Below are 24,161 nucleotides of genomic sequence, written 5' to 3' on the forward strand. Positions count from 1 at the left end.
GAATGGAGAGGTTTATATGAAATTAAAAGACAAAGTAGCAATCATAACTGGTGGTGCAAGCGGGATTGGCGAATCCACCGTTCGTCTTTTTATTGAAGAAGGTGCAAAAGTAGTTATCGCTGACTTTTCTGAACGTGGAAAAGACCTATCAGATGAATTGAACGCAAATGGATATGATACGTTATTTATTAAAACTGATGTAACAGTAGAGGCAGATATTAAACAACTAATCCATGAGACAGTAAGTAAATACGGTAAATTAGATATTATGTATGCAAATGCCGGCGTTGCTGATGATGCACCGGCAAACGAACTGTCCTATGAAAAATGGAAGAAAACCATTGATATTAACTTGTCTGGGGTATTCCTTTCTGATAAATATTCGATTGAACAATTCCTTAAACAAGGTACAGGCGGTGTCATCGTTAACGCTGGTTCGATTCATAGTTTTGTTTCATTACCTACCCCAACAGCATACTCCTCTGCAAAAGGTGGCGTAAAACTATTAACTCAAAATTTATGTACTGCCTACGCTAAATATGGAATACGTATTAATGCGGTGTGCCCTGGCTATATTGATACCCCTTTGCTTGGTAGTGTTAATCCTCAACAGAAAGAATATTTAGCTTCCCTTCATCCACAAGGCAGACTTGGAACACCAGAAGAAGTGGCTAAAGCTGTCTTATTTTTAGCAAGTGATGATGCTAGTTTTGTTAATGGTACAACACTTCTTGTTGACGGAGGCTATACTGCACGTTAATGAAGAAATTTCAATGCACATCTCTAAGAAATATAGTCTTTAACAAGAAAAAGCGCCATCACAAGTGACGGCGCTTTTTCTATGTAAGAGCAACTAGAAGATATACTTCTAGCCTACTCCCATTTATAAGTCCAAAATTGTTCAAGTTGCAGCCATTTCAATGTTGCTGCATCTTTGTTTTTTATTTTTGCATGTGTTTCTTCAAGCATTGCTTCTGTTTGTGAACGATGCGCGCCTAGTGCAGCTAATTTATGTTCAAATACTTCACTAATATTATTTACAACATCCGGTTCACCGAGCACTGCTTCACGATTTCTCGTAATCGCAACCGCATGAATAACTGGACGTTCTTCTTTTGGCATACGTGATACAGCGCGAACGACAGCGCGGCCAAATGCATCATGATCTGGATGTACGCCGTGTTCTGGATAAAATGTAATAATTCGAGATGGATTTACTTCTTGAATTATCGCTTCGATTTTATCTGCAACGAAATCAACATCTTCAAATTCTAACGTTTTATCATGGAAACCGAGCATTCTTAAATCTTGAATCCCCATCGCTTCACATGCATCTTTTAATTCTTTTTCACGGATATTTGGAATCGTTTCACGGTTAGCGAATACATTCTTCCCCATGTTACGTCCCATTTGTCCAAGAGTACCACATGCATACGTTACAGGTACTCCTTGATCTGTTAATAAGCGAATTGTCCCTCCCGCAGCAAATGCTTCATCATCTGGATGCGGAAATACAACAAGTACATGTCTCTCCATAAGTTTCCCTCCTTCTTACTTAAATGGCGTTAAGCTTAACTCAAGTGCTACCGCTAAGCGACCTTGGTTATCATGCCCTGCTAGTAATAAACGCTCTTTATCGTCTACTTCCCAGTGCGTAATACCTTCTGCATATACCCAGCCATGATCCATTTTCAAACCAACTCGGTATGGGTTTGTTCCAGTTATTTTCCCGCGCTCAAAGCGAATAATTGCATTTCGAATGAATGCTCCAACTGTCATCATCTTTTCATTAAAGTGTGACGCATACGCTCCGTTCGTTGTTTCTAAATGAATATATACATCTTTATTTACAAAACGTTCAATTTCATTTTGAATAAGAGAACTATCTTTTACTATTTCCATCGGAATTCACCTCTTTAAACCATTTTACGCAAAAATAATGTAAATTGCTATCTCTATATTAGAGGACAACGCTCACTTTTCCTAATAATTTGCACTGTGTTTTGTTATTTTTTTTATCATATGTGGAATTCAGAACTTTTCCTTCACTTCGTTAAATAGTTTTCTTTCTTTTTTGAATTTGCTACAATATATTTTATCCCGTATGAATGCATCGGGATACGTTTTGACAATTGAATACATATTTTAAAGAAGGTGACTCGCTTGGAACAATCAGCACATGAAGTAGCAAATTGGCAATATTATTTTGCAATTGCCGTATTTTTAGTCACGTATGGTTTTATTATTTCTGAAAAATTGAATCGTGCTGTAATTGCACTATTCGGTGCTGCTATTATGATTATTTTTGGAATTGTAGATTTACACACTGCTTTCACATCACATATTCAATGGGAAACGATCACCCTTTTAATCGGGATGATGATTCTCGTACATATTACGAGTCAATCAGGCGTATTTGAATTTGTAGCTATTAAAGCAGCAAAAGCAGCTGACGGAAAACCGATTCGCATTTTATTATTACTATCCTTATTAACCGCCGTCGGTTCTGCATTTTTGGATAATGTAACGACTGTTTTATTAATCGTTCCTGTTACACTATCCATTACACGTATTTTAAAAGTTAACCCTGTTCCTTATTTGATTTCAGAAGTACTGTTTTCAAATATAGGTGGAACAGCAACTTTAATCGGTGATCCACCGAACATTATGATTGGATCAGCTAATAAGCATTTAGACTTTAATGCCTTTTTACTAAATTTAGCTCCAATCGTAATTATTATTTCTATCGTTACACTTGGCATTATTTACTTCATGTATCGTAACAAACTAAAAACAACGCCTGAACAAATCGAAAAACTAATGGCGTTAAACGAAAAAGATTATATTAAAGATCAAAGCCTCCTTTTAAAATCGATTACAATTTTAGGACTAACTATTTTAGGCTTTGTACTTCATTCTATTATTCATGTAGATGCTGCCGTTATCGCAATGACAGGCGCTACACTTCTTATGTTAATCGGCGTAAAAGAACATGAAATAGAAGATATATTTGCCCACGTTGAATGGGTAACCATTTTCTTCTTCGCCGGACTATTCGTTCTCGTTGGCGGATTAATTGATATCGGACTTATTTCTTCACTCGCAAAAGAAGTAATCGACGTAACAAATGGTGATATCGGTTTCGCTGCTATACTTATTTTATGGGTATCTGGCATCGCATCTGCGACAATTGACAATATTCCATTTGTCGCAACGATGATTCCTCTTATTCAAGATTTAGCTACTGGCCTCGGATTATCTGTTGATTCGCCGCAAATCGAAGTGCTATGGTGGGCGTTATCTCTTGGAGCTTGCTTAGGAGGAAACGGAACATTAATCGGAGCATCAGCAAACGTAGTTGTTGCTGGTATTGCAAAACGTGAAGGACATGGATTTTCTTATATGGACTTCTTAAAAATCGGTTTACCGTTAACAATCATTGCACTATTGTTATCACATGCTTACATTTATTTACGTTATTTAATGTAGAAGTTGTACTATATGAAATTCTATCGTCAAATACAAAAGGTTTGCAGCATAGTGCTGCAAACCTTTTTTCCATCACCAAAATATACCGATAATTGCTAATCCACCTAATATCATACCACCAATTTGCCCGACAATTGTCGGTGATAATTGAATACCTTTTCTCACTTCAACAACCTGTCTTTCGTGCCTTAGTTGCTGCACTTCGCTTTGAAGTTGATGTACACTTCCGTGTAACTCTTTAATAAGTTCTTTTAATTCGGCGACCTCTTCATTTACTGGTTTTGCCTTTTCCAAATTCATTTTGCATGACTCCTTATAAATTCAATCAGTATACTGTAAATTTTCGCCAATTACCATTATATCTCCTGCATACTACATATATAATTTCGAATGTACTTTCTAACCTTGCAGCTCTATCCATTCATCCCGCAATATCCCCATAATGATACGATCAAAACACTTTCCATCTCTTTGAACCGCTTCTCTCATACAGCCTTCCATTTGAAAACCTATCTTTTTATACAATGCAATGGCAGGTTTATTATACGAAATAACATCGAGACCGATGCGGTGTAAATTCAATTCATAGAAAGCATACTTTAGAATAAGATGGATTGCTTCTCTTCCATATCCCTTACCTCTATCATTTGCATCTCCTATACCGATGGCTAATAAACCCGTTCTGTTATTCCACTCCATGCCATGAATTGCAACAAAACCAATTAAGCGATCATCTTGAAGTGTTCTTAACATGAAAGAAACACTATTCGATCTCCGTCCCTTTAATAGGCCATCACTTGCTATTTCTTGTAACGATTGCGGAAATGCTACATCTGTATCTACATTTCTTAAATACTCACTATCTTCTTGCCACATAGCCATTACTTCAATATCTTTTTCTCTACTAGCTGATAATTTAATCGTTTTATTTTGAAAAAGATTCATTGTCATTTCAAACTCCCCCTTTTTAAGTAACGGGGATACTTATTTTAGCCTATTTATCCCCTTGTTCCATAAACTGCTTTATAAACGGGATACTTACAATAAGCGCTGACATTGGCACATCTCCTCTATACTAAATTAACTTCATTGTATAATTTTTTATTTATTCTAACAATAAGAATTACAAAAAGACCCTCCAAATTTAGAGGGTCTTTCCTAATAGCAAAACTGTATTATTTCGTAAACATTTTCTCCGCTTCATCCATCGCCATTTTGTTTCCTAAAGCAGAATAGTCAAGCCATGGTTGGTCATTAATAGTATATACGTGCTTACCTTTAACAGCTTTTAAGTCTTTCCAAATTGGTGTTTCTTGAAGTTGTTTAAATGCTTCTTTCGCTTTATCGTCTCTATTTACAACAACGAAAATCGCATCTGCATCAAAGTCAGGTAATACTTCTTGTGAAATGACTTCGAAGGGGCGGTTTCCATCAATTTTCTCTACACCATTTGCAGGCTGTAATCCTAAGTCATGGAATAAAATTGGTCCCATCGGTCTTTTCGTACTAAATACACGTAACTCTTTTGCAGTAACGCGAATTGCCATTACTTTTTCGTTATTACCCAGCTCTTTATCTATTAAATTTTTCACTCGTTTTGATTGTTCTTCATAGTCTTGAATATATTTATCTGCTTCTTTCTCACGGTTTACAAGTTTACCTACTTCTTTTAAATGATCTCTCCACGTACCTTCATCTAAATTAAAAGTATGTGTTTTTGCAATTTTTTCGTATTTCGCTAAATCTTTGCCAGCATATTTTTCATCCACATAAATTTCAGATGGCTTTAATTGTAGTAATGCTTCCATATTCGGATCTGTTACAACACCAAGTTTCTTCGTATCTTTCAACTGCTCTTTTGCGTGCGGTAAGAAATCTTTTAAATCTCCACCAATAACAGAACCTACTGGTGTAATTCCTAATGCAAGTAAATTGTTCGTTAAGTGAATAGACATGGAAGCAATTTTTGGATCATTACTTTTTTCCGTTTTTTGCGTTGCCTCTTCATTAGATTTCGTTTGACCACATGCTGCTAATACTAAAATACACATAATGCTAAATAAAATAGTAAGTTTCTTTTTCATATGTTCTCCTCTTTGAAGTAGTTATTTTGTTTTTGTAAGTAAATAAAGAAAATACGGTGCTCCTAAAGCCGCTACTACTACACCAGCCGGAATAGAATTCGGCTCAAATATAGAGCGTCCTATCGTATCTGCGAGCACTAAAATAATCATTCCGATTATGCCAGCTAACGGAAGAAAGTGTTGATAGGTAGTACCTACTAACTTTCTTGCGATATGCGGAGCAACTAAGCCGATAAAGCCAATCCCCCCTGCCATCGATACACTTGCGCAAGATAATCCAACCGCTATAGCTAAAAGTAATAACCGTTCTTTTTGCACAGAAACACCAAGTCCTGCTGCTACACTATCACCTAGTGACAATGCATTTAACGTTTTAGATTTTAGCCACGCATAAGGGGTTAGTATGAAAATCCAAGGTAATAATGCTAGCACATGAATCCAGTCTCTTCCCCACACGTTACCAACTAGCCATCTAGAAGCGAATGTATACGTCTCATCATTTAACTTGAGAGCGAAAAATAGCGAAATTGCACTAAAGCCAGCTGAAACTGCAATACCAACGAGAATAAGTCTAATGGGAAGTAAACCTTTTGACCGATCACTCGCAAGTAAAATAATAAGAAATGCAGCTAATACTCCTCCGCCAAATGTAAATAACGGTATTAAAATGGATGCACTCTCATTAATAGAATGAAAGAGAGTAACAAATACGATAAGACCGAAAGATGCACCTGAATGCAACCCTAAAATACCAGGATCTGCAAGTGCATTACGGGATAACCCTTGCAAAATCGCACCGGAAATACCAAGACCAATACCGGCTAACATCGTGATTATTATTCTTGGCATACGATAATCATATAGTACGGTTGCACTCTCAAAATCACCATAACCCAAAAGTGTTTCAATTACTCTAAGTGGCGCTATACTCAGTGTCCCTGTATTTAAACTAATTAAAATTACAGCGATACTTATACATCCGAAGATTGTAGTTACAGTAATAGCTCTCTTTTTATCCGTGTTAAAAAGATCCTTCACTTATAATTCCCTCCCAACTTTACGTGCTATATAGAGGAAGAACGGAACTCCAACAAGAGCTACCATAATCCCTATCGCAAGTTCCTTAGGAGGATTTACTGTTCTTGCCCCTAAATCAGCTACAACTAATAACATAGCTCCTAATAATGCTGACATAGGAATAATGAGTCTATAATTAACACCAACTAATTTTCTAGCAATGTGCGGGATAACTAGTCCTACAAATCCAATAGAACCAACAGCTGAAACAGAAACACCTGCCAGAATAACTACTATAATCATCCCTAGTATTCTCGTTCGGTTCGTTTTCACTCCTAAATTTGTAGCAACATCATCTCCCATTGATATGAGTGAAATCGATCGCCCTAACACTGTCGCAAAAACAATCGTTATAAAAATAATAGGAACTAAAAATTTCAAGTGTTCCCACTTAACGCCTGCAACACCACCAGCGTACCAAAACGCTAAATCTTGGCTTAAATCATAATAAATTGCAATACCTGAACTTAACGAATGTAAAAGTGCTGCCATAACCGCTCCAGCAATCGTTAACCTCATTGGTGTTAACCCGCCTGATGTTGCTGATCCAATAACAAAAATAAGTACTGTACTTAAGACAGCTCCAATAAAGGAAACAATCATTAAATAGGAATACGGCATATGTGGGAAAAAAGCAAAACTAAGCGCTACTACAAACATCGCACCTGCATTTATTCCGAGTACACCTGCATCAGCTAAAGGATTTCGTGTTACACCTTGCATAACAGCACCAGCAACCGCAAAAGCTGCCCCTACAACTGCTGCACCAATTACTCTCGGGAGCCTTAATTCATAAATAATTTGGTGCTGTGTTATTTTCGGATTGTAATCCAAAACCGCTGCCCACACCGTTTGTAAATGAATATCTTTTGCACCCAATGAAATGGCTAAAAATATAGACCCAATTAAAAATAAAATTGTTAAGCTCATGAAACATATGAACTTAATATGTATCCAGCGGTTATTACCAGCATGTACAGTAGACTTATGTAACATGTTTCATTTCATCCTTTATATTCAGTTGTTTTTTATAATTATTTTTTATTTGTAATTATTATTGATAATAATTATCATTTTCATTTAGATATTATATCGCCACTTTTTTTAAATAGCAAACTATTTTTTACTTTGTTAAAATATTAAAATACTTATTACAATTCCCTTCTAAAACTTACAAATACATGCAAAATAGACTACTAGCTTATTTTTAAAATCGTAGTATACTTAGTCATTATTTCGAGTTTTCTAACAAACTTATCAAAGGAGACCCAATGTTCTATATAAAACAACTACTACATTTCACTTACGAACAAGCATTATCTTGTTTATTCCCAGTCGCTATTTTTTTAACACTAGCCCTTTCAAAAATCATTTCTATCCCAGGGTTATATCGCTATGATTTCATACTCATCGTATGTCTTCTGATGCAGTGGATTATGTATAAAACTGGTCTTGAAACAAAGGACGAACTAAAAGTAATTACTGTCTTTCATTTAATTGGACTTTTACTAGAAATATATAAAGTACATTTCGGTTCATGGAGTTATCCTGAAGAGGCATATTCGAAAATTTTTGGAGTTCCACTTTACAGCGGTTTTATGTACGCAAGTGTCGCAAGTTACATATGCCAAGCATGGAGAAGATTGCATTTACAAATGCACCATTGGCCAAAAGCCATTTTTGCCATACCGTTAGGAGCTATAATTTACTTCAATTTTTTTACACATCATTTTCTACATGACTTTAGATGGGTATTAACTTTACTTTTATTCATCGTTTTCTTTCGGACATTTGTAGAATTTTCATTGCAAGGCGTTACATATAAAATGCCGCTCGTACTCTCATTTTTCCTTATCGGATTCTTTATTTGGATTGCAGAAAACATCGCTACTTTTTTCGGAGCATGGCAATATCCAAATCAACGAGAAGCATGGAACCTCGTTCACTTAAGCAAAATTAGCTCATGGTTTTTACTCGTTGTTATTAGCATTATGATTGTTACGCAACTCAAACATTTGAAGCAATCAAAAAGATAATGCTGATTATGTAAAAACAGTTAGCCCATCACTCATTAGAGAGTGATGGGCTTTTTTTAGTAATATTTTTTAAAGCGTCCTTATCAAAGGAGTTATAATTTACAAGAATATAAGCAGTTGCACATTATGAACTACTACTAGCAGAAGATGTTGCTGCAGATGAAGCCGCAATCGTTGCCATCATGGCTGCCTGTTGTGCTTGTATGAGGACTTCTATCATTGTTTGTAAACCTGTGTTGGTAGTTTTACTTTCCTCACCTTTCTGACTTACGAACAGTTGAATAGCAATAAGGATATTTGTATCTGTATGCCAACGGAACAATTTATCCCCCTGCAATTTTTCAATAAATGCTCTAATAGAATGAATCTCTTTTTCTCCGTCTTCGAGTAACGCTAGTAGCCCGATAGCTGGGTAATGCATCTGTTTTACTTTTACCTTTTCTTGCTTTAACAAATTCCATATATTTGTGCATTTTGCAACTAATAGTTCTTCCCTGACATCCTTCTTTAGTGAAAGAATATGACTCAAAAATTGAAGATCATTCCCTTTACGCAAACCAGCTGTCGCTAGTTTCTGATAAAGACGTTCCACTCGGTCCATAAGTGTTTCTACATGCTCTGATTGTCCTGCTAATAAAACTGCGAGCGGATAATCATTTGTACTTGTAAGAAAGAGGTGATCCTTTTTCATGCGTTTATATACTTGCATCGAACGCTGAATGTACGCGCCATGTTGTTCATCTTCTTCTGTTAAAAGTACAGCTGCTGCGAGATAAGTAAATATACTCCGGCTAAAGCCACCAGTGACCAATTGTTCATATAAATCTAAAAACGTCCGAAAAGCTTTCTTGTAATCTGTAAAGTGAATATCTAATGTTGCGGCCACTACAAAACGATGATAAGACTTTAAGTATGAAAACATCCCTACCTGATTTTTAATATAACTACTAATTTCTAAAAAACGTCCGAGATCAAACAATTTATCACTACCTGCATACATAGCAGCAATCATCATTCCTGTTCGAGAATCACTCGTTTTCCATTTTAGTTCTCCCTTTAACTGTACATATGTATGTTTATATTGCTCCAACTTTTGTTCTAATGTAATCATAGTATTCACCCCTATTTCTAGTTCTTCTCTATTATTATACGTATATTCCATATTTAGGAATACTATAATTAATAATCACACCATAAAAATCATGAAATCCATTCATCCTTATATATTGTTTTTTATCTTTCTTCATCAGCATCAAGATGATAATCCCTAATCCTTCAAAAAGTTATACAAAAAAGGGAGATAATAATTTATCTCCCTTTTTTGTATATATTATTTAACATTACACCTGTATTGCTTGTTATATGCAATTAAGACTAAAGAGCTTTAATAATTCGTTCCATCGCCTTCATTTGCCCAAGATGATCCGCTTCATGATAAAGCATCATACCGTAAAGCTCCCCTACTGTTTCTAATCCTAGGAATGGTTCTGGAAGTTTATTTTCAAATACTTCTGCTGGCATTTCGTTAATACGCTTCACTTGTTCTTTTAATTGAGCCGTTAACACTTCTAATGATGGCCCTTCTGTTTCCCATTTAGATGGTCGTGTACCATATCCAAACATACCTGGGTATTCAGTTGGTAATTGTTTAAATTCTCTTCCAAACATGAAAGTTTCTGCTGCCGTTAACACGTGACCAATATGCCAGCGAATTGTATTGTTAAAGCCATCCGGCTGCGTATCCGCAGTATTATCATCTAACGTTTCCATGAATTTCAGTAATGCTCCACGCGTTATTTCAAATTGTTTTAAACCAACTAGTCTATTCATTTTATCGCTCCCCTTTTTTATGTACAATTTATTATGAACTAAGAGTGTTCAACTTATTAAAGTTTCACCTTGTATAATCTATCAGAAACAATTAAGAAATACATCTAATATGCTTAGTAAAAATAATAACAAAGGTTCACTCCTCATAAATATAGAATTACTTACTGCACAAATATTTTAGTAAACAAAAGAGGAGTGTAATGGCATGTTACATATTTTAAAACAACAATATAGTCTTATTAGCTCTACAAGAGAAACTCTATTTTCGTTTTTTGAAGAAATCCCAGTAGAAAAATTACATAGCACAATTCCTAATTTCGGGAGCGGCAGTATTATAAAGACACATATTCATGTAGCCGATTGCTATCGATACTGGCTTGGATCATTCGCATTCAAACAAAAACGAGCAGACTTTTCCTTTGCCAGCGATTATGAAGTTGAGCATGCAGATGTCGAAAAAGTTCGTACTAGATTTAAGTTAGTAGATGAGGTTGTACTACGTTTTTTAGATGAATATAATGACCGATGGCTCGAAAATATAGCAAATGAAGTAAAATGGCAAAAAGAACCTTGGAGCACAACTCCGCTATGGCTTTTAACTCATACAGAGACACATGAATTTCATCATAAAGGACAAATTGTATCGATGGCTCTTCATCTTGGATATGCTCCTCCTAATACAGACCTTAGTTAATTCAATGGACCATGATTACTGAAAAAATTAGAATGAATACAAATCGAGCATGTTTTGAAATCCAATCAAAACATGCTCTTAAAATATGCTATCTTACAATCTCCATATCCTCATCAATACCAAATAGTCTCCGCATAATTATAAGCATCGCTATTCGGGATGGCATGTTTCCCCTGCGCTTGTGCCTTTCTTGGATCTAAGTCATATACCATTGGCGTATAGCATGATGTTTGCCCTTTATTTACAACACCATTTCCTCCAGCACTTCCGCAAGTGTATGCCTTTCCATCTGTTTTTCTAACAATCCTTGCATCAGCTTCGTTATTATAAACTGCTGGGCGGGTTACAGTAACTTTTGCCCATGCTGTCTTACAAGTCGTGCTAAATTTTAATTCTACATAAGAATTTGAATCAATCCACTTCTTTTCTTTCGTTACTGCAGATTGATCACAGCTGTTATAGTAAGGACTTTTCCCATCATATGAATGATCTTCTGCGTATGCTTTATCGCTATTAGTCGTGCTAAACATACTAGTTACAACGAGTAAAGATAGCAATAAACATGCACTCACCTTTTTTAATAGCTTCATATAATTTCACTCCTTTATTAATAACGTGCTGTTTTACCGTAACCGTTATTAAACGTAACCGCTTCAGCATCTGCTGTGTATCCGAAATCTGCAGTTAAATCAAATACCATTCCTGTATACGTGCTCGTTTGACCTGTTTTTATTGTGCCGTTCCCCTGATTAGAAGTAACTGATTTTTGGAATACACCATTTTTATATTTATTTACAACTGCGTACGCATACACTCCTCCCGAAACAGCTGGTGCTGGTTGATCTAAAACAAGCTTAGACCATGCTGCATGACATTTATTACTGTAACGTAAATACACTGTCCCTACTTTTTTACTACCTTCATAAACTGCTGTAGACTTTGCATTAAATCCATCTGCATCACACGTTGTACTTCCCCCGTATACTTTCGTTGTTGCTGGATTTTTTCCGTCATAATAACTACTTAAATCAGTAGCTGCCAATGTACTTCCTTGGAAACTAAATAATACACCTATACTTGCCGCACTTAACCCGCATACTTTCATTAACTTTTTAAACATATTAAATTCCCCCCTCACAATAAGTACGTATACTAAAGACAATCTATCCCCTATGTAAGCCCTCCTTTCACGCTTCCTAGAGGCATCTTACAGAAACGAATAAACGTTGTAAATTCCCTTATGATTATTGGAATATACGAAGAATTTTACTTATCCTTGTAAGAAAAAAAGTTGAGAAATACACATTTTATAGCATTCTTAATTTAAAACATAAAAGAACCGATACTTGTTATATTCAAGCATCGGTTCTTTATACAAAATTGCCATTTTTTCTTTTATATAAAATAAATATTTCTCCACTTAATCCGTTGTAAAAAACTCCCTCGTTACATCAATAAATTGCTGCAGTGGCACTGTCATCCATTTATCTTTATGCCAAGCAATTTGTGTATAAATCGGAGCTATTGTTTCTTTTAACACTAACTCCTTTAACGTCCCTTCCCGTATATCTTTTTCTACTACTATTGCTGGCAAAACTGCTATACCTAAATCCGCAATGACACATTGTTTAATTGCCTCGACACTAACAAACTCAATCTTATTTGCTGGATATACGTCTTCCCCGCGAAATAGCTCTTCAAATAAAGTCCTATATGAGCAGCCTAATTCTGTTAGTAACAGTGTTTCACTCTCTAAATCTTTTATAGAAACAGTAGTCTGTTCAAGTAAAAGATGCCCTGGAGCAGCTACCACTTTTAATTCTTCTTTTATAAGTGGATCCACATGCAAAGCATCTTCTGTTTTACATTCGTCCAAAATAAATGCAAGATCGACTTTCCCCTCCATCAATTGTTCCTTCGCATCTTTATTGGAATGCGCTGGTTTAAATATAAGCTTTATTTTGGGGAATTGTATTTTAAACCTCTTTAATATAGAAGGAAGCCTATATGTACATTGACTTTCTTGTGCACCAATTATTAACGTACCTGCTATTTCCTCATCATCTTTCACAGCCGTCTTCGCTTCGTTACTAAGTGCGATTATCTTGTCCGCATATAGTTGAAACTTTCTTCCTGCTTCAGTTAAGAAAAGACGTTTCCCTAACCTCTCAAATAGTGGTGTACCGAGCTCAGCCTCTAACGTTTTAATTTGTGCTGTAACACTCGATTGGGCAAAGTTTAATTTCTTCGCAGTTTGTGTAAAGTTCAAAGTTTCCGCGGCTATTTTAAATGTAATTAATTGTTTTATCTCCATTTATCATCCCTCTTTTCAATCGGTATTTTCGATTGATTCCATCGAAATAATCCTCTTTGTCTATCGATGTTTATATTGTATGATAAAGAGCATCGACAAACAATATAAATGGAGGTATTCCATATGAAAGCACTTTGTTTCGAACAGTTCGGAAATCCGGATGTACTACAATATAAAGAAATACATGATCCAATCATAAATTCAAATGAAATTCTTGTCCGCACGAAAGCAATCGGTTTAAACTTTGCTGATATTTATAGACGCCGCGGTGATTATCATCTCGCTGGTAACCCGCCATATATATTAGGTTATGAAGGGGCTGGTATTGTTGAACAAGTAGGAGCTGACGTTACTACTATCAATCCTGGAGACCGTATTGCATTTGCTGACGTCCCATTTGCAAATGCAGAATTAGTTGCCGTTCCATCAGAGAAAGCAATTCCACTTCCAGATTCTATCCCGTTTGAAACAGCCGCTTCTGTCTTATTGCAAGGCTTAACAGCACATTATTTAACGAAAGATAGCTATCAAATAAAACAAGGTGATGTTGCTTTAGTACATGCTTCGGCTGGTGGTGTTGGTCAACTTCTTATACAAATAATTAAACTACTGGGCGGAAAAGTAATCGGCCTCACATCATCAAAAGAAAAAGCAAAAGTAGCCACGTTAGCTGGTGCAGATCGCGTATTTTTATATACTGAAGAATGGCATACGAAAGTACTTGAATTGACTAATGATGCCGGAGTAAATGTTGTATATGAATCAGTAGGTTCTACATTAGAGGAAAGTTTTAAAGTTACTAAAGTTGGTGGTACCGTTGTATGCTACGGAATGGCTGGTGGTAATCCCGTGCCTGTTGATCCGCGTATGCTTATGGATACTTCAAAAACTTTAACTGGCGGAGACCTTTGGAACGTGCTTACTACTTTTGAAGAACGTAAGCAGCGCTCTACTCAATTATTTGATTGGATCACTACTGGAAAATTAAACATTGCGAGTCCTACTACATTCTCTTTACAAGACGGTGCCCGCGCCCATGAATTATTAGAGAGCCGTAAAAGCACAGGGAAGATTTTATTGATACCATAATCGTTCATATTTAAAAAGGAAGCTAGATTTTCTAGCCTCCTTTTCTTATCTCTATTTGAGATTTAATTATATTTCCACACTTTCTTTCCCTTTTGCAACATACCTCATATCTCCAACCGACTCGACGATGTATTCCCCATCTTTATATAAAATTTTCGTTACACTTGCATTCTCTACTCCAAGTTTTGTTTTACTACTATCTATCATTTCTATTAAGGCAGTAATCAAAAGCCCATGAACGACAACTAAAACGTTACCGCCTCCATTTGCAGCAGCTTCTTCACTAATTTTATCAATCTCTGTTTTTATACGGGCAGAAAATAATTCCCAATCTTCCGCTTGTTTCGTAGGATCTGCTGTTCTAATAAGATTAATTACTTCTTGAATAGAAAGCTTCATAAGTTCTTCTGGTGCTGCAACACCCGCAGCTTTTCCAACCGCATCCCACATATTTTCAAGTTTTTCACCTTCAAAAATACCAAAATTTAATTCTCGTAAATTTTTTCTTTTCTCAACTTTCAATTTTGATTGCTCACTATATTTTAATACTAAATTAGCAGTTTCAATCGCTCGGCCGCTATCGCTACTATACACATTCGTAAAATGAACATCTTTTAATCCTGTTCCTAAATTTGAGGCAACTTCCACACCTTTTTCTACTAACGGAGAGTCTGCCCAACCTTGCGCGCGATGGTTCGTATTTAATATTGTTTTACCATGTCTTGTAACATATAACGTAACTACATTCTCATTGCTATTTGTTTCTCGCTTATTCATTCTATTCTCTCCCTTTACGTTTCTATATCAATTTTACCACCTCAATTATTCATTGAGCAAAATATACGTCAGTAGATCTGCTGAATAAAAAAAGCTATCTTTCTGTATATCTCTACAAAAAGATAGCATCTTTTATGATTACATTTCTTAGCCAATACTTCTACTCAGCAAAAGCACTCGAATATTGTACAATTCCTTCTACACCTTGAAGAGTGTTCTCTCGTAGCTCCATCACCATAAACACTTCATCTGGCACTTCAAATGGCGCTTTTATATTCCACTGACTTGCGCGTTCAAAACCAAATTTCGGATAGTACTCTGGATGCCCTAATACTACAACTGACCCGTATCCTAATTCTTTCGCTTTTTCTAAAGCAGCCGTGATAAGTTTTCCACCAATTCCTTTCTTCTGATGGCTTGGTGCTATTGACACTGGTGCAAGTGCTAATGAATCTACAGTAGTCCCACCTTGTTCTATTGTAATTTTCGATAACATAATGTGACCGACTATTTCCTTATCTACTGCAACGATGGATAACTCCGGAATAAATGCGTCACATTCTCTAATACGTTTTACAAGTTCATGCTCTTTTTTATCACTAAATTCTTCATTTAAAAATGCCTCTTTTACAACTTCTTCTGTCTTTCTATAATCATTTTTTTGTTCTTGTCTAATCGTTACCATTCTATATTATCCTCTATTCTTTCTTATTTCTTTTTGGATTTTACGAAGTGCTTTTTTCGATCCGCGCTCTATATCATGTTGCATTTTTCTTTCTTTATAATCAACAAATAGTGTACTTAAATCGTACCCTTCTGGATATAATTCTTTCGCTGCTACCTCTAAAGTAATGCGTTTTACATTCACTTCAACGAATTCACCGTTATAATATACAACGACGTTATAGAAATTATCTTTTTCCTTATAAAGGATACCAAAATCATCATAATCCAATAAATTCACACGGTCGCCGACTTTGTACTCATAATGAGATTCTCTTTTCGCTTGCACAAATTTCGGTTTTCTAATTTTACTTTCATTCACTTTTTCTATAGCGTATTCTTTATTTCCCATATACTCTTTCGCTCTTTGCAGTACATGTTCTTTTACGTTCATTTTATTCGCAATCCAAAGCGCATTACTTTCACCTGATTTACCGATAACTAATTTATAAAGTGGCTCTAGTGTTTCACTATTAAATTGCATTGCTGCGTTCAAAAAATCACCATGCATTTCTGAAAAGCGTTTAATTTCACCGTAATGCGTACTCGCAATTGTAATACATCCCGCAAGGTAAAATTCTTCTAAAATAGATATCGCAAGCGCCGCACCTTCATTCGGTTCTGTACCGCTCCCTATTTCGTCAAATAGTAGTAACGTATTATTATTTGACATCCTCATAATTTCAGACAGATTTTTCATATGAGATGAAAATGTGCTTAGTGCATTTTCGATACTTTGATTATCACCAATGTCTACAAATACATTTTCGAAAATAGCAATTTCCGTTTCTTTATCTCCCGCAATATGAAAGCCTGACATTGTCGCTAATGTTAATAGTCCGATTGTTTTTAACACAATTGTTTTGCCGCCTGCATTTGGTCCTGTAATAATTAAACTACGGTACTCTTGACCAATTTCAAAGTTTAACGGTACAACTTGCCCCGTTAAAAGCGGATGCTTACAATTCATTAAATGAATGTTTCCGTGATCGTTTAGCTTCGGTTCTATTCCATCGATTGATTTACTAAACTTCGCTTTCGCAAATACCATGTCATATTGACTTATCAGTTCCATATTAATTTTTATACTATAAATATTTTCTACTACCATTCCTGATAGTGTCGCTAATATTTGATACTCTTCCATTGCTTCTTCTGCTTTCAAACTTGCTAGTTCCACATTTAGCTTTGTAACCGTATGTGGTTCTATAAATACAGTAGAACCTTTTGCAGAAGCTTCAACAATACTCCCAGTAACTTGATTTTTATAGGAAGATTTAATTGGAATCGTATAACGGTCATCCTTTTTACTAATAAAGAATTCCTGAATAAATTTCTTATTTGCACTACTATTTAAAAACTTCGTTAAACGCTCTTTTATTTTTCCATCTACAGAATCGATATTATTTCGAATTCGTTTTAACTCTTTACTTGCAGCTGCATCAATACTATTTCCTTTAATTGAAAAGTTAATTTCCTCTTCAATGCTTTTATATTCAGTCATTGAATTTGCATAAGAAGCTAATACTGGTGCAAAAAATTCTTTATCTAACATAAACTTTTTAATCTTTCTACATCCACGTAAAAAGTCTGAAACACTTACTAATTCCTCTGGATCTAAAATCATCCCTTTTTCTAATTTTTGAATTGTACTCGCGATATTTGAAATTCCGAAAAAAGGCACATGTCCTTCTGCATCTAATATAGTCCTTGCTTCTGTCGTTTCATTTAAACGATTTCTCACTACTTTTATACTTGTACTCGGCTCTAATTTATTTAATAATTCCTTACCTAATCCACTTACACAATAAGATTTCACTATTTCCTTTAATTCGTTATATTGTAACTTTTCAAAAGTCATCGTATTCATTTTGTTTCTCCTCACTATGATTGATGTTTATCATAAATGAAGATACCTACTCATTAGATCCCAATGAGTTTTACATTATTCAATTACCATTTTTATACATTTAAAACATATACAAAAAAGCTGCGGGGATACCGCAGCTTTTACATTTACAAGGCATGTGTAATAACATATGAGGAAATAAACCATAAAAAACGAATGGCAATCCTCTCATTACACGCTTTATAAAGTATTGTAGGTATCTTCATAGGTTTCGAAATAAACGCATGACAAAATTAGGGGTATGATATACATAAAAATCCCCTGGTCTTATCCGATTTATTTCATTAAATTTTTCCTATTTAATACCTACCGCACTCACAAAAAGCACCTCTCATTAATTTATATTTTATGGTCATTGAAATCTAATTTATTGAAATCATCATACTATATGTTTTGCAAGAAGTAAAGGTGTCATACTTTTATAACTATACAGAATGTAAAAAGAAGAGGAAACTTATATTTCAGTCTACCTCTTCTTTTTCATCACCAATTTACTGTTGAACATATATTGAAACAGAGCCTCCACTTACATGGAATTGCCCCCATCCATCTTTATTAATTGTTACAGTATTTGTTTGATTACCCGTAATATCGTACCATACTTCCCCAGCGTTATTCTTTCCAACATCCATCCACTTTGATCCTCCTGGTCCATCGGAGATTAATGTCGCTAAACCAGACTTAGCATGTACACTATCGCCTTCTCTTGTCCAGCCAATCACATCTGGATGGTCTAAATAATCACGCTGCGTACCATATGCAAAGTTTTTTCGTGCCGTCAAAATTGGATCAATTTTATCTTTTAACGCTGGAATTTCATAACTACTATTTCCGCTTGTCCCATAGTAATCACCATAGAAAACTGAAGGATAGCCCTCTGCACGAGTTAAAATAAATGCATATGCCAGCGGCTTAAACCACGGACTTACTACAGATTCCAATGACTGCCCAGGTTGAGAATCATGATTCTCAACGAGAGTAACTGCGAGTGCAGAGTGATTTTTCATTACTGTTCCATTTAAAATATTTCTCATATCATAATTCCCATTTCCTGTTGAAGCATAATGAAAATTATAATGAAGCGGTGCATCAAATACAGATTGATTATAATTGACTTTTGCCAAATAATTGTTTAAAGTCTGGATATCATTTTGCCAATATTCAGCCACCGTAAACATTTCTTTCCCCGTTTGCTGCCTGACATGATTTACCCAATCGCGTAAATATTCATGATCAATATGTTTAACAGCATCTAAACGAAATCCATCTAAATTTAATTCATTCGCATACCACTTCCCCCAATTTTTCATCTCATTCGCAACATCTGGATGATCAAAATCAAGATCTGCATACATCAAATAATCATAGTTTCCATTTTCGCTAGACACTTCCCAGTCCCATGCTTTACCTATGCCCCTAAATTTATAAATTCGATTTAATTTCCTTCCTTCATCCCAATCCGTTCCGTCAAAATGATACCATTTCCATTTAAAATTAGAATAAGCATCTCTGCGCCCCGGAAAGTTAAAACCCGTCCATGCACTAATTTCATAATCACCTGATACTTCAATATTTCGATTGTTACGGTCTACCTCAACAGCTGTTACGGTTTCAGTATAATCAGCCCCACCTTTATGATTCATAACTACATCACCATATACGTCGATGTTTTGTTTATGTAAAGCGTCAATTGCAGATTTCAACTGTGCCTTTGTCCCATATTTCGTCCGCACCGTTCCTTTTTGATTGAACTCCCCTAAATCATATAAATCATAGGCCCCATACCCTACATCATTTTGCGAAGTCCCTTTATATGCAGGTGGTATCCATACAGATGTGATTCCCTTATGAGCTAAACTTTCAGCATCAGAACGCAAACGATTCCAATGATTCCCATCATTCGGAACGTACCACTCAAAATACTGCATTAATGTTCCATTATTTATCGTTGCTGCTTCTGCCTTATTCCTCCCATATATATTAGGAAAAAGCAAAATAAATAATAAACAGACTACCGTAATCCTTTTCAACATATTTACACCATCCCCTTCAAGAAAACGTTTGCATAATTCATTAAAATTATTATAATATTCGTTCTACAGTTAGTAAAGTAACAATCTTTTAATCTCTCACATTATTTTTCAAAATATGAATTTAACTATTCCACAAGTACCCCCACATAGTTTAAAATTCACATCGTATTCAAAATTGTATACAATTTATCTATAAAAGTATGACGGAGGGATTTCTATGACAGACTTTCAAAAACAATTTTTCGCACGTTTACATATAGAAGAAAAAAAAACCATATCATTTGAAGATTTATCTCAACTTATGTATGGAATGGCGCAAACTGTTCCATTTGAAAATTTAAATGTTCTCGAAAATAACTTTAAAGAAATATCAAAAGAGAATTTAAAAGAAAAAATTTTAGTAAACAACCGTGGCGGTCTTTGTTATGAACTAAATCCTACTATGTATTACTTTCTTAAAGACTTTGGATTGGATGTTTATTTAGTTTCAGGAACAGTTTACAATGCTGCAAACTCTATATGGGCTGTCGATTCCGGACATATCGCAACTGTTTTAAAACATCATCATGAACTTTATTTAATTGAAGTGGGGTTCGGATCATACTTACCTCTTGCACCTGTTCCTTTCTCAGGTGAAGTCGTTCACTCAGTAACAGGAGATTATCGTATTCGCAAAGAAACAACTGAAAAAGGAAATTACATTTTAGAAATGCGTAAAAACAATGAGTTTCTGGATCAATCTTCTGCTGATGATTGGACATTAGGCTATGCATTTTATATAGAAGAAGTGCATGAAACGAAAGCGAATACAGCACAAAAAATCATCGTTGAACATGAGGGCTCACCATTTAACAAAGTACCTCTTATTGTAAAACTTACACATGACGGACACGTTTCTTTAACAAAAGATCGTCTTACAATAACAAAGGACGGTACAAAATCTAAAGAAGAAGTTACAGACGAGCAATATACAAACCTTTTACATTCGAAGTTCGGAATTACACTATAACTGTTTAAGCCTTGCTATTTACAGCAAGGCTTTTCAATTTTCAGCAGGGATTTTTTGCAATTTGTTGTATTTCATAGTTATATAGGAATATGACTACACGTTTAGAAAGGAAATGATTATGACAGAACTTAAAGATCGATTACAAGTACCCGATAATGAAAAATGGAAGTTAACAGATATTTACGATACGATTGATGATTGGGAAAATGATTATAAAAAAATAGAAATGTTAACAATTGAACTAAAAGAATTTAATGGAGATATTAACGATGGCAATCGTTTATTAGCTTATTTAACAAAGAGTGAAGAAATATCTAGCATATTATCTTTAATGTTCGCTTATGCGCGATTACAATCTGATCTTGATACACGCGATACTGACGCCCAATCCCTTGTCGATAAAGTATCACAATTACATGTAAAGGTAAGCGCAGCGAAATCATTCTTCTCCCCATTCTTACTTAGCGTAGAAGAAAACACTTTACACTCTTACATAGAAGAAACGGAAGGGTTACTATACTATAAAGAAGACTTATTTGAATTATACCGTTATAAAAAACACGTATTGAATAAGGATCAAGAAGAAATTTTATCCCAAATGGGTGAAGCACTTTCCTCTCCGCAACATACATTTGGTATGCTAAATAATGCAGATATATCATTTGGTGAAGTGACGAATGATGATGGAAAGAAAGTGAACTTAACACGTGGAATGTATTCGAAGTTAATAGAAGATGAGAATCGTGAGAAACGTAAAGAAGCTTATAAGGCATATTACAAACCGTATGTTCAGTTAAAAAACTCAATCGCTTCTACATTATCTTCTGCTATTAAAAATAATGTTACTGTTTCAAAGCTAAGAAAATATCCATCAGCTTTAGAGAAATCATTATTTGGCGATATGGTTCCGAAAGAGGTATATGAAAACCTAATTGATACAACGAAAAAAAACATTCAAACATTACATACATACAATGAAATTCGTAAAGAAAAATTAAATGTAGACGAACTAAGACAATACGACTTAAGCGTCGATTTAGTACAAGGTGTAAAACAAGACATTCCATATGACGAAGCGTTTGATACTATGATTGCATCACTTGCTCCTTTAGGAGAAGAGTATATTGAAACATTAAAAGGTTTTAAAGATAAACGATATATAGATGTGAGAGAAACGCCTGGAAAACGTTCTGGCGCTTATAACTTTGGTGTATACGGCGTTCACCCCTTCATTCTTTTAAATCATCACGATGATTTAAATAGCCTTTTCACACTTACTCATGAGTGTGGTCACGGTATGCATACGCATTATTCACACGGATACCAACCAAGAATTTCTGCACACTATTCCATTTTTGTTGCAGAAGTCGCCTCTACAGTAAATGAAGTGTTATTAATTCACTACTTATTAAAAGAAGCGAAAGAAACGAACGTACGTAATCATTTAATTAACTACTTTATCGATAGCTTTAAAGGTACTTTCTTTACACAAATCATGTTTGCAGAATTTGAAAAAATCACACATGAAATGGCCGAACAAGGTAAACCATTAAACGCCCAAGTCTTTAGCGAAATTTATAAAAAGCTATTTAGAGAATATAACGGTGATGCACTTGTATTTGATGAAGAAGTAAAATATGGATGGTCTAGAATCCCTCATTTCTATCGTCCATTTTACGTGTACAAATACGCAACTGGATTCGCCTCCGCCATTCAAATTGCGGATAAATTATTAAGCGGTGACCCAAATGCACAGAAAAACTATATCGAATTCCTTAAAGGCGGAAGTTCTGACTATCCATTAAACCTACTGAAAAAAGCTGGTGTTGATTTAACTACGCCAGAACCGATTGAAAGTGCATTAAATCGCTTCACTCAACTTGTTGAAGAATTTTCAGCATTATAAAAAAAGCATGCAGAGTATATACTCTGCATGCTTTTTTCATTCGAATCACTTTATTCTACATGTTGCTGCGTCACACAATGAATCATACCACCATACGCATACAGTGCATTTACATGAATACCAACGATTCTTCTTCCTGGAAACTGCCCTTCAATGATTTGCAGTCCTAACTTATCATGTTCATCACCGTATATAGGAACCAATACAACTTCATTTCCAATATAGAAATTCAAATACGAACCTTTACAGTCTGCCTCTTTTACCACTTTTCTTGTTACTGGTACTGGGATGAGTTGAAATGGACTTCCATCTATATTTCTCGCTTGTCGCAATTCTTGATAATGCTTTTCTTGCGCATCCAAAAGGTACGCCTCTCCTTCCCCGAAAGGATCATATTCATAAAGAATCGTATTTTCATTTACAAAACGTGCTGCCCCATCAATATGATAATCCGTATCTTCATCATAATTATCTTCACCACGAATACCAGTTATCCATATAAAATTCGTTACCCCTAAATACTTCGTTAACTCCATTTCAATCTCTTCCTGACTTAGTGTAGGATTTCGATTTTCATTTATAATAGAAGTTTTTGCCGCCATTAAGGTCCCGTTTCCGTTTATCTCTATTCCTCCACCTTCTAGACAAACACTTGCTGCAACTTTTGGGATGCTATACATTTCACTTATTTCGTCCGGAATAACAGCATCATTTTCATACGGATATTTATCCCCCCAACCATTAAAAATCCAGTGCGTTAAGCAGAGATTTTCTTCCTTATCTTTTACAAATATCGGTCCATTATCTCTTATCCATATATCATCAGTTTCTTGAACTAAAAAATCAATTTTATCCATATTTACGTTCTCTTCAATTAGCTTCGATTGGACATGTTTTTTTTCTTCTTCATCATATACAACAATATGCACATTCTCTCCGTAATGAAGCTCCTTCGCCATCGTTACCCAAATATCATCTAACTTAGCTCTGTAACCTTCACCTCTATGCGTTTTATCATGAGGCCATTGGAGCCATGTCCCCTCATGTTTCTCCCATTCTGCAGGCATATAAAACAAACTATTTTCTATATTTCTCATACATGTTCACCCCTTCTCTAAATGTAAGTCCAGTCTATACTTTGACATCGTGTTAAGGTCAACAACAATATATTCATTTGCTTGTAACTACTTC

General features: G+C 35.2%; 24 protein-coding genes. 7 read left to right on the forward strand and 17 right to left on the reverse strand.

What is annotated here, in order from left to right; all coding sequences use genetic code 11:
- The first annotated feature begins 16 nt into the window (after positions 1 to 16).
- Positions 17 to 760, forward strand: a complete 744-nt coding sequence (locus ACS2MN_RS10675; protein WP_000768011.1) for an SDR family NAD(P)-dependent oxidoreductase — start codon at positions 17 to 19, stop codon at positions 758 to 760.
- A 113-nt stretch (positions 761 to 873) separates the two neighbouring features.
- On the opposite strand, the gene bshB2 is transcribed toward ACS2MN_RS10675, so the two are convergent.
- Both bshB2 and ACS2MN_RS10685 read right to left on the reverse strand, forming a co-directional pair.
- Complete coding sequence (bshB2, locus tag ACS2MN_RS10680) at positions 874 to 1,536, reverse strand: bacillithiol biosynthesis deacetylase BshB2 (RefSeq protein ID WP_000439466.1); 663 nt, start codon at positions 1,534 to 1,536, stop codon at positions 874 to 876.
- A 15-nt stretch (positions 1,537 to 1,551) separates the two neighbouring features.
- Complete coding sequence (locus tag ACS2MN_RS10685; RefSeq protein WP_000407039.1) at positions 1,552 to 1,902, reverse strand: YojF family protein; 351 nt, start codon at positions 1,900 to 1,902, stop codon at positions 1,552 to 1,554.
- Positions 1,903 to 2,163: 261 nt separating this feature from the next.
- Between ACS2MN_RS10685 and ACS2MN_RS10690 the strand changes: the two genes are divergently transcribed.
- Positions 2,164 to 3,489, forward strand: a complete 1,326-nt coding sequence (locus ACS2MN_RS10690; protein ID WP_000438005.1) for an ArsB/NhaD family transporter — start codon at positions 2,164 to 2,166, stop codon at positions 3,487 to 3,489.
- Positions 3,490 to 3,561: 72 nt separating this feature from the next.
- On the opposite strand, the gene ACS2MN_RS10695 is transcribed toward ACS2MN_RS10690, so the two are convergent.
- The 5 genes from ACS2MN_RS10695 to ACS2MN_RS10715 form a co-directional block, all read right to left on the reverse strand.
- The gene (locus ACS2MN_RS10695; protein ID WP_088054755.1) at positions 3,562 to 3,789 is read right to left on the reverse strand and encodes a hypothetical protein; all 228 of its coding nucleotides are present in this window, start codon (positions 3,787 to 3,789) and stop codon (positions 3,562 to 3,564) included.
- Positions 3,790 to 3,888: 99 nt separating this feature from the next.
- Positions 3,889 to 4,440 carry a GNAT family N-acetyltransferase gene (locus ACS2MN_RS10700; protein WP_088054756.1) on the reverse strand — a complete coding sequence of 184 codons (552 nt, stop codon included), beginning with the start codon at positions 4,438 to 4,440 and terminating at the stop codon, positions 3,889 to 3,891.
- A 224-nt stretch (positions 4,441 to 4,664) separates the two neighbouring features.
- Complete coding sequence (locus ACS2MN_RS10705; RefSeq protein WP_016108847.1) at positions 4,665 to 5,573, reverse strand: iron-hydroxamate ABC transporter substrate-binding protein; 909 nt, start codon at positions 5,571 to 5,573, stop codon at positions 4,665 to 4,667.
- 21 nt (positions 5,574 to 5,594) lie between these two features.
- The gene (locus ACS2MN_RS10710) at positions 5,595 to 6,611 is read right to left on the reverse strand and encodes a FecCD family ABC transporter permease (RefSeq protein ID WP_346994464.1); all 1,017 of its coding nucleotides are present in this window, start codon (positions 6,609 to 6,611) and stop codon (positions 5,595 to 5,597) included.
- Complete coding sequence (locus ACS2MN_RS10715) at positions 6,612 to 7,646, reverse strand: FecCD family ABC transporter permease (protein ID WP_346994463.1); 1,035 nt, start codon at positions 7,644 to 7,646, stop codon at positions 6,612 to 6,614. It abuts the gene before it with no gap.
- Positions 7,647 to 7,921: 275 nt separating this feature from the next.
- On the opposite strand from ACS2MN_RS10715, the gene ACS2MN_RS10720 reads away from it, so the two are divergent.
- A complete protein-coding gene (locus ACS2MN_RS10720) occupies positions 7,922 to 8,686 on the forward strand; it encodes a DUF817 domain-containing protein (RefSeq protein WP_000499374.1) in 765 nt (254 codons plus the stop codon).
- 124 nt (positions 8,687 to 8,810) lie between these two features.
- On the opposite strand, the gene ACS2MN_RS10725 is transcribed toward ACS2MN_RS10720, so the two are convergent.
- On the reverse strand, positions 8,811 to 9,848 hold the full coding sequence (locus ACS2MN_RS10725) for a DUF4003 domain-containing protein (RefSeq protein ID WP_142285887.1): 1,038 nt from the start codon (positions 9,846 to 9,848) through the stop codon (positions 8,811 to 8,813).
- Positions 9,849 to 10,060: 212 nt separating this feature from the next.
- A complete protein-coding gene (locus ACS2MN_RS10730; protein ID WP_346994462.1) occupies positions 10,061 to 10,516 on the reverse strand; it encodes a DinB family protein in 456 nt (151 codons plus the stop codon).
- A 205-nt stretch (positions 10,517 to 10,721) separates the two neighbouring features.
- On the opposite strand from ACS2MN_RS10730, the gene ACS2MN_RS10735 reads away from it, so the two are divergent.
- Positions 10,722 to 11,210 carry a DinB family protein gene (locus tag ACS2MN_RS10735; protein ID WP_346994461.1) on the forward strand — a complete coding sequence of 163 codons (489 nt, stop codon included), beginning with the start codon at positions 10,722 to 10,724 and terminating at the stop codon, positions 11,208 to 11,210.
- Positions 11,211 to 11,323: 113 nt separating this feature from the next.
- On the opposite strand, the gene ACS2MN_RS10740 is transcribed toward ACS2MN_RS10735, so the two are convergent.
- The 3 genes from ACS2MN_RS10740 to ACS2MN_RS10750 all read right to left on the reverse strand — a co-directional run bounded on the left by ACS2MN_RS10740 (position 11,324) and on the right by ACS2MN_RS10750 (position 13,524).
- Positions 11,324 to 11,800, reverse strand: a complete 477-nt coding sequence (locus tag ACS2MN_RS10740; RefSeq protein ID WP_000771170.1) for a DUF2690 domain-containing protein — start codon at positions 11,798 to 11,800, stop codon at positions 11,324 to 11,326.
- Between the two features lie 17 nt (positions 11,801 to 11,817).
- The gene (locus ACS2MN_RS10745) at positions 11,818 to 12,330 is read right to left on the reverse strand and encodes a DUF2690 domain-containing protein (RefSeq protein WP_346994460.1); all 513 of its coding nucleotides are present in this window, start codon (positions 12,328 to 12,330) and stop codon (positions 11,818 to 11,820) included.
- Positions 12,331 to 12,630: 300 nt separating this feature from the next.
- Positions 12,631 to 13,524, reverse strand: a complete 894-nt coding sequence (locus ACS2MN_RS10750; RefSeq protein WP_087948770.1) for a LysR family transcriptional regulator — start codon at positions 13,522 to 13,524, stop codon at positions 12,631 to 12,633.
- Between the two features lie 123 nt (positions 13,525 to 13,647).
- On the opposite strand from ACS2MN_RS10750, the gene ACS2MN_RS10755 reads away from it, so the two are divergent.
- A complete protein-coding gene (locus tag ACS2MN_RS10755) occupies positions 13,648 to 14,613 on the forward strand; it encodes a quinone oxidoreductase family protein (RefSeq protein ID WP_346994459.1) in 966 nt (321 codons plus the stop codon).
- 66 nt (positions 14,614 to 14,679) lie between these two features.
- Here ACS2MN_RS10755 and ACS2MN_RS10760 read toward each other — a convergent pair whose 3' ends face one another.
- From ACS2MN_RS10760 to amyS, 4 genes are all read right to left on the reverse strand, one after another.
- Positions 14,680 to 15,390: a histidine phosphatase family protein gene (locus tag ACS2MN_RS10760; protein WP_098709987.1), complete on the reverse strand. Its 711-nt coding sequence runs from the start codon at positions 15,388 to 15,390 to the stop codon at positions 14,680 to 14,682.
- A 160-nt stretch (positions 15,391 to 15,550) separates the two neighbouring features.
- A complete protein-coding gene (locus tag ACS2MN_RS10765; protein ID WP_000256477.1) occupies positions 15,551 to 16,075 on the reverse strand; it encodes a GNAT family N-acetyltransferase in 525 nt (174 codons plus the stop codon).
- A gap of 6 nt (positions 16,076 to 16,081) precedes the next feature.
- The gene (locus ACS2MN_RS10770; protein ID WP_198130309.1) at positions 16,082 to 17,983 is read right to left on the reverse strand and encodes an endonuclease MutS2; all 1,902 of its coding nucleotides are present in this window, start codon (positions 17,981 to 17,983) and stop codon (positions 16,082 to 16,084) included.
- 530 nt (positions 17,984 to 18,513) lie between these two features.
- The gene (gene amyS, locus ACS2MN_RS10775; protein ID WP_087948774.1) at positions 18,514 to 20,055 is read right to left on the reverse strand and encodes an alpha-amylase; all 1,542 of its coding nucleotides are present in this window, start codon (positions 20,053 to 20,055) and stop codon (positions 18,514 to 18,516) included.
- Between the two features lie 217 nt (positions 20,056 to 20,272).
- On the opposite strand from amyS, the gene ACS2MN_RS10780 reads away from it, so the two are divergent.
- Positions 20,273 to 21,064: an arylamine N-acetyltransferase family protein gene (locus tag ACS2MN_RS10780; RefSeq protein WP_346994458.1), complete on the forward strand. Its 792-nt coding sequence runs from the start codon at positions 20,273 to 20,275 to the stop codon at positions 21,062 to 21,064.
- Between the two features lie 118 nt (positions 21,065 to 21,182).
- The gene (pepF, locus tag ACS2MN_RS10785) at positions 21,183 to 22,970 is read left to right on the forward strand and encodes an oligoendopeptidase F (protein WP_346994457.1); all 1,788 of its coding nucleotides are present in this window, start codon (positions 21,183 to 21,185) and stop codon (positions 22,968 to 22,970) included.
- Positions 22,971 to 23,020: 50 nt separating this feature from the next.
- On the opposite strand, the gene ACS2MN_RS10790 is transcribed toward pepF, so the two are convergent.
- A complete protein-coding gene (locus tag ACS2MN_RS10790; protein ID WP_087948777.1) occupies positions 23,021 to 24,067 on the reverse strand; it encodes an agmatine deiminase family protein in 1,047 nt (348 codons plus the stop codon).
- Between the last annotated feature and the right edge of the window lie 94 nt (positions 24,068 to 24,161).

Origin of the sequence: Bacillus cereus group sp. BceL062 (assembly GCF_051780025.1) — a bacterium.
Classification (GTDB): domain Bacteria; phylum Bacillota; class Bacilli; order Bacillales; family Bacillaceae_G; genus Bacillus_A; species Bacillus_A toyonensis.